The 5,611-nt window shown below is 72.9% G+C and carries 6 protein-coding genes; 4 read left to right on the top strand and 2 right to left on the bottom strand.

The window, feature by feature from the left end; genetic code table 11:
• Positions 1-274, top strand: a 274-nt coding sequence (locus D471_RS37700; protein ID WP_275041344.1) for an IclR family transcriptional regulator domain-containing protein, incomplete at its 5' end; no start/stop codon positions are given.
• A 37-nt stretch (positions 275-311) separates the two neighbouring features.
• Here D471_RS37700 and D471_RS0117480 read toward each other — a convergent pair.
• On the bottom strand, positions 312-1,592 hold the full coding sequence (locus D471_RS0117480; RefSeq protein ID WP_026127818.1) for a cytochrome P450: 1,281 nt from the start codon (positions 1,590-1,592) through the stop codon (positions 312-314).
• A gap of 17 nt (positions 1,593-1,609) precedes the next feature.
• Positions 1,610-2,959, bottom strand: coding sequence for a glutamine synthetase family protein (locus tag D471_RS0117485; protein WP_026127819.1), 1,350 nt, complete (start codon positions 2,957-2,959; stop codon positions 1,610-1,612).
• A 323-nt stretch (positions 2,960-3,282) separates the two neighbouring features.
• Here D471_RS0117485 and D471_RS0117490 point away from each other — a divergent pair, with 323 nt between their 5' ends.
• Genes D471_RS0117490 through D471_RS0117500 form a run of 3 tightly spaced genes read left to right on the top strand, consistent with a single transcriptional unit; the run spans position 3,283 to position 5,515 of the window.
• Entirely contained in the window at positions 3,283-3,471 is a 189-nt protein-coding gene (locus D471_RS0117490; protein WP_017599819.1) for a ferredoxin, read from the top strand.
• 4 nt (positions 3,472-3,475) lie between these two features.
• Positions 3,476-4,693, top strand: coding sequence for an NAD(P)/FAD-dependent oxidoreductase (locus D471_RS0117495; protein ID WP_017599820.1), 1,218 nt, complete (start codon positions 3,476-3,478; stop codon positions 4,691-4,693).
• 18 nt (positions 4,694-4,711) lie between these two features.
• On the top strand, positions 4,712-5,515 hold the full coding sequence (locus D471_RS0117500) for an acetoacetate decarboxylase family protein (protein ID WP_017599821.1): 804 nt from the start codon (positions 4,712-4,714) through the stop codon (positions 5,513-5,515).
• The last annotated feature ends 96 nt before the right edge of the window (positions 5,516-5,611 follow it).

Here is a 5,611-nt window from a genome sequence, read left to right on the forward strand (position 1 = left end):
CGGGGAGCTCGCGGCCGCCGTGGCCGAGGCCCGCGGCTCGGGATACGCCCTGGTCGACCAGGAGCTGGAGGAGGGCCTGTGCTCGATCGCGGTACCCGTCCGTGACCGGGCCGGGCACGTCGCGGCCGCCGTGAACGTCGCCGCGCACGCCGCCCAGCGGGGCGCGGACTCCCTGCGCGAGGAGGTCCTGCCGGAACTGCGGGCGGCGGCCGGTCGGATCGAGGCCGACCTGGCCCCCGCCCGTGAGCGCAACCCCGGGGCCCTGCCGTCCTGACGGCGGGGCCCCGGGCGCGCCTCGTCCCGTGCGCGGGTCAGGCCGGGGTGACCTCCACGGGCAGACGCTTGATGCCGTTGACGAAGTTGGAGCGTACCCGCGGGACGTCGCCGGTCAGGCGGATGTCGCCGATGCGGGGGATGAGCTCCTCGAACATGATGCGGATCTCGGTGCGGGCCAGCAGGTTGCCCAGGCACAGGTGCGGGCCGCCCTTGCCGAAGGTGACGTGGTCGTTGTCCTCGCGGGTGACGTCGAAGTCGTACGGGTCGCCGAACGCCTCCTCGTCGCGGTTGCCCGAGGCGAACCACATGACCACCTTGTCCCCCTCGCGGATGCGCCTCCCGCCGAGTTCGGTGTCGCGGGTGGCGGTACGGCGGAAGTGGTAGACGGGTGAGGCCCAGCGCAGGAACTCCTCCACCGCGTTCGGGATCAGGGACGGGTCGCGGCGCAGCAGGTCGAGCTGGTCGGGGTGCTGGATCAGGGCGTGCATCGCGTGGGAGATGGTGTGCCGGGTGGTCTCGTTCCCGGCCACCACCAGCAGCAGGAAGTAGTTGTCGAAGTCCCGCGGCGAGAGCGGCACACCGTCACGGGGGGTCGTGTTGACCAGCTTGGAGACCAGGTCGGCGCCGTCGCCCCCGCGCCGCCGCCGGGCCAGCTCCCGCCCGTACTCGAACACCTCCAGCGAGGCGGGGGAGCGGAAGGGCAGGTCGCGGTACTGCTCGCTCTCCTGGCTGCCGAGCAGGACGTCGGCGTAGTCGGGGTCGGTGTTGCCGATGATGCGGTTGCCCCACTCGATGAGTTGGAGGTTGTCCTCCTCGGGCACGTCCAGCAGGCGGGCGAGCACGTTGATCGGGAAGTCCGCCGAGACCTCCTCGACGAAGTCGAAGCGGCCCTTGGCCAGGGCGGTGTCGAGCGTGCGGGCGGTCAGACCGCGCAGGAAGTCGGTGTAGCTGTTGATGACGCTCGCGCCGAACTGCCGCTGGATGACGCTGCGCAGGGCGCGGTGGCGCACCCCGTCCAGCTCCAGGATGGAGGCGCGCCTCCTGACCTGGTCGTCGTCGACCTCCTCCAGGTTGACGAACCTCGTCGAGGTGAAGGTCTCGGGGTCGCGGTCCACGCGCGCGATGTCGGCGTGGCGGGTGACCGCCCAGAAACCCGCGTTGGGTTCAGGTTCGGGCTGCCAGTGGACGGGGTCCTCGTGGCGCAGGGTGTGGAACATGCGCCAAGGGGTGATCCCGTCGGCGAACCTCCCGGGGTCGGCCAGGTCGACCTCGTCGAGCGGCATCGGTTCGGGGGCGGCGGTGGTGCGGGTGGTCAAGACCGTCTCCTTGGTCGTCACAGGTGGTGGGCGTACTCGGTGAACTCCCAGTCGGTCACGTGCCGGTGGAAGCGTTCGACCTCGTCGCGCTTGTAGGAGAGGAAGGGGGCGGTGAACTCCTTGCCGAGGACCTCGGTGAGGTCGGTGTCCGCCTCCAGCGCGTCGAGCGCGGCGGACAGGTTCGTGGGCAGGACCGCGGCGCGGGCGGCGTCGTAGCCGTAGCCCTCCAGCGGTGCGGGCGGCTCCTCTCCGGCGACCACGCCGAGAAGAGCGGCGGCGGCGGTGCCGGCGACCAGCAGGTACGGGTTGGCGCTGGCGTCGCCCAGGCGCAGCTCGAACCGGGCGGCCGGGCCGCGCTCGGGCGGGACGCGCACCATGGCGCTGCGGTTGTCCAGACCCCAGTCGATCAGCCACGGCGCGAGGGTGTCGGGGCCGAACCGTTTGTAGGAGTTGACCGTGGGGTTGGCAAGGGCGGCGAGCGCGGGGGCGTGGGCCAGGATGCCCGCGATGGCGTGGCGTGCGGTGCCGGACAGCCCGAAGGCGCCCCCGGGGTCGTCGAAGGCGTTGTGTTCCCGGTCGTCGTCGCAGGACATGTGCAGGTGGAAGCCGGACCCGCCGGCGTCGTTGAACGGCTTGGCCATGAAGGTCGCGAGCCGGTTCTCGGCGCGGGCGAGCTCCTTGACCGCCGCCTTGAACCGGAACGCCCGGTCGGCGGCGTCGAGGGCGTCGGAGTGGTCGAGGTTGATCTCGAACTGGGCGCCGTCGAACTCGTGGTTGCCGTTGGTGACGCCGATGCCCAGGCCGTGCAGCGCGCGCAGGGTGCGCAGCAGGTGGTTGTCGGGGTCGGCGCGCCGTCCGGCGGTGTAGATGTGGCCGGTCGCCTCGGTGTAGCGGCGCCAGGCGCCGTCGGCGCCGGGGGAGCACAGGAAGTACTCCAGCTCGGGGCCGACGATCGGGTGCAGTCCGTGCTCGGCGCACCGGTCCAGGACCGAGCGCAGGAGGTCGCGGGGGGATTCGGGGGCGGGCCTGCCGGTGGCCGGGTCGGTGACCTCGCCCAGGCACCAGGCGACGCCGGGCTCCCAGGGCAGGGGGAGCAGCGTGTCCAGGTCGGGGCGGACGGTGATGTCGGGCAGGCCCGCGTCCAGACCGCCCGGGACCGGGACGACGTCCCCCCGGGGGCTGGTGTGGTACACGGCGCGGCAGAAGGCGAGTCCGTGCTCGACGGCGGTGGGCAGTTGTCCGACGAGGACGTCGCGGGCCCGGTCGGTGCCGATGAGGTCGGGGTAGGCCACGCGGACGACGTCGGTGCCGGACGCGGTGAGGCGGTCGATGCTCTGGCGGAGGGTCGCGGGGTCGTGAGCGCTCACCGGAGTCTCCTCGTGGTGGATGGGGTGAGACGGGGCCGGGCGCGGTGTCGATGCGGGTCGGCGCGGTGCCCGGCTTTCATTTGGGATCAAACGTTATGCACTGCCCGGATGCTGTGCAAGAGGTCACACGAAAAAAATTATCCGGATGGATAGCCATTGACCAGCCCTCTGGCGTGTGCGTATGTTGTTTGGGACCAAACGAGTTGCGGGAGTGCGGGTCTCCGCGTTTCCGCAGGCCAGGGGGTCGTCCCGAGGGGCGGCCCCTGGCCGACCCGCCTTCGGGCTTTCCGTTCCGACGCCCTCACGACCCAGGAGGACCGGCTATGCAGGTCGTCGTCGACATGAACAAGTGCAAGGACCACGGCCAGTGCGTCTTCGCCGCACCCGACATCTTCCAGCTCGACGCCGAGGCGCATCTGACCTACGTCAGCGACCCCGACGAGTCGCTGCGCGCCGACGCCGAGGACGCCGCCGACGTCTGCCCGCTCCAGGCCATCCGGATCGAGGGCTGAGGCCGTGTCCGGTACCCGCACCCGCCGCGTCGTCGTGGCCGGGGCGTCCATGGGCGGTCTGCGCTCCGCCGAACAGCTGCGAGCCGCCGGGTGGACCGAGGCGATCACGGTGGTCGGCGCCGAGCCCCACATGCCCTACAACCGCCCTCCGCTGTCCAAGGAGATCCTGGCCGGGAAGGCTTCGTTCGACTCCCTGGCCCTCACCCCCAAGGCGAGCACCGCCGACGTCGAGTGGCGGCTGGGCGCCGCCGTGGCCTCCGCCGACCTGAACCGGCGCCGCCTGGTCCTGGACGACGGGGAGGAGGTCGCCTTCGACGGCCTGGTCGCCGCCACCGGCGTGCGCGCCCGGCGACTGCACTGTCCCGGCCCCACGGTCGGCCGCCACACCGTCCGCACCGTCGACGACGCCCGCGCGCTCGTCGACGCGCTCGGCCCGGGATCGCGCGTCGCGGTGGTCGGCGCCGGGTTCATCGGCTGCGAGGTGGCCGCCACCGCGGTCGGTCTGGGCGCCGCACGGGTGACGGTCGTCGACCCCGAACCCCTGCCGATGCTGCGTCCGCTCGGCGAACCGCTCGCCCGGGAGCTCCTGCGGCGGCACGCCGAGCGCGGCGTCCGCTTCGCCCTCGGCCACGGCGTCACGGGGTTCGCGGGCGCCGACCGCGTCACCGGCGTCGTCCTCGGCGACGGCACGACCCTGTCCGCGGACGTGGTCGTGGAGGCCGTCGGCTCGGTCCCCAACACCGACTGGCTCGACGGCAACGGCCTGGACCTGGCCGACGGCGTGCTGACCGACCGGCACCTGCGCGCCGGCGGACTGCCACACGTCGTCGCGGTCGGCGACGTCGCCCGTTTCCCCAACGCCCGCTACGACGGCGTGCCCCGCCGGGTCGAACACTGGTCGATCCCCACCGACACCGCCCGCCACGCCGCCCGGGCCCTGGCCGCCCACCTCGCGGGCGGTGCGCCCGACCCCACCCCCTTCGCGCCGCTGCCCACCTTCTGGAGCGACCAGCACGACTTCCGGCTCCAGTCCTTCGGCGCACCCGCTCTGGGCATGGCGGACATCCGCGTCCTGGAGGGGGACCTCACCGGCGACACCGTCGTGGGCTACCACGACGGCGGGACGCTCGTCGGCGTCGTCGCGCTCGGCGGCCCGGCCACAGCGGGCGCCGCCGCCCGCCACCGCGCCCAGCTCGTCCGGCAGCCTCTGCCCACCGCCTGACCACCTACGGAGACCGACATGACCCTCCGCGGATTCTTCCCGCCCAAGACGGCGACCGGGAACTCCTCCCTCATCCCGTCACCGCCCTGGCGGTACTCCGGCGACCTGCTCACCGTCGAGTACCGCACCGACCCCGACCGCGTGCGCGAGCTCCTGCCCGAGCCGCTGGAACCCGCCGGGGAGGACCCCGGTGCGGTCGCCCTCATCTGGGCCGACTGGCAGTCCTGCTCCACCGGCGGCGCCGAGCTGCTCGACCCGGTGCGCGCCCAGTACAAGGAGGCGTTCGCGGTCGTGCGCTGCTCCTACCGGGGCCGCACCTACTCGCGCTGCGTCTACATCTGGGTCGACAAGGACTTCGCCGTCGCCCGGGGCCTGCACCAGGGTTACCCGAAGAAGCTCGGCTCCATCCACCAGACCCGCCCCCACCCCTTCGGCCCCGCGCCCCGCATCGGGGCGGGCGCCCGGTTCGGCGCCACCCTGGCCGCCGCCGACCGCCGACTCGCCCAGGCCGTGGTGACCCTGCGCGAGCCCTCCCAGACCAACGGGTTCGTCAACGGCCACCCCATGGCCCACCACCGCTGGCTGCCCTCCGTCGAGAGGGGCCGGGGGATGGCCGTGGACGAGCTGATCGAGTCCGGCGCCGCCTCCTTCGAGGCGGGACAGGCGTGGCGGGGCGAGGCCGAGCTGGAACTGTTCGACGCGCCCACCGAGGAACTGGCCCGTCTGGAGATCCGCGAACCCATCGCCGCCTACTACCGGCAGGTGGGGGTCGTCTGGGACGGCGGACGCCTGCTGGAGTCGGGAACCTCCGGCGCAGAGTGACCACACCCCACCACCAGGAGATCCGGACATGTCCGAACACACCACCACCGTCGCCGGGGTCGCCGTCGACACCCGGCACTGGATCGGCGGGCGGCG

The organism is Nocardiopsis lucentensis DSM 44048, from assembly GCF_000341125.1.
Classification (GTDB): Bacteria; Actinomycetota; Actinomycetes; order Streptosporangiales; family Streptosporangiaceae; genus Nocardiopsis; species Nocardiopsis lucentensis.

Bases quoted from the DNA above. Each gene is read 5' to 3' on its own strand.
- D471_RS0117490 (WP_017599819.1), top strand. From the start codon at position 3,283: ATGCAGGTCGTCGTCGACATGAACAAGTGCAAGGACCACGGCCAGTGC.
- D471_RS0117500 (WP_017599821.1), top strand. From the start codon at position 4,712: ATGACCCTCCGCGGATTCTTCCCGCCCAAGACGGCGACCGGGAACTCC.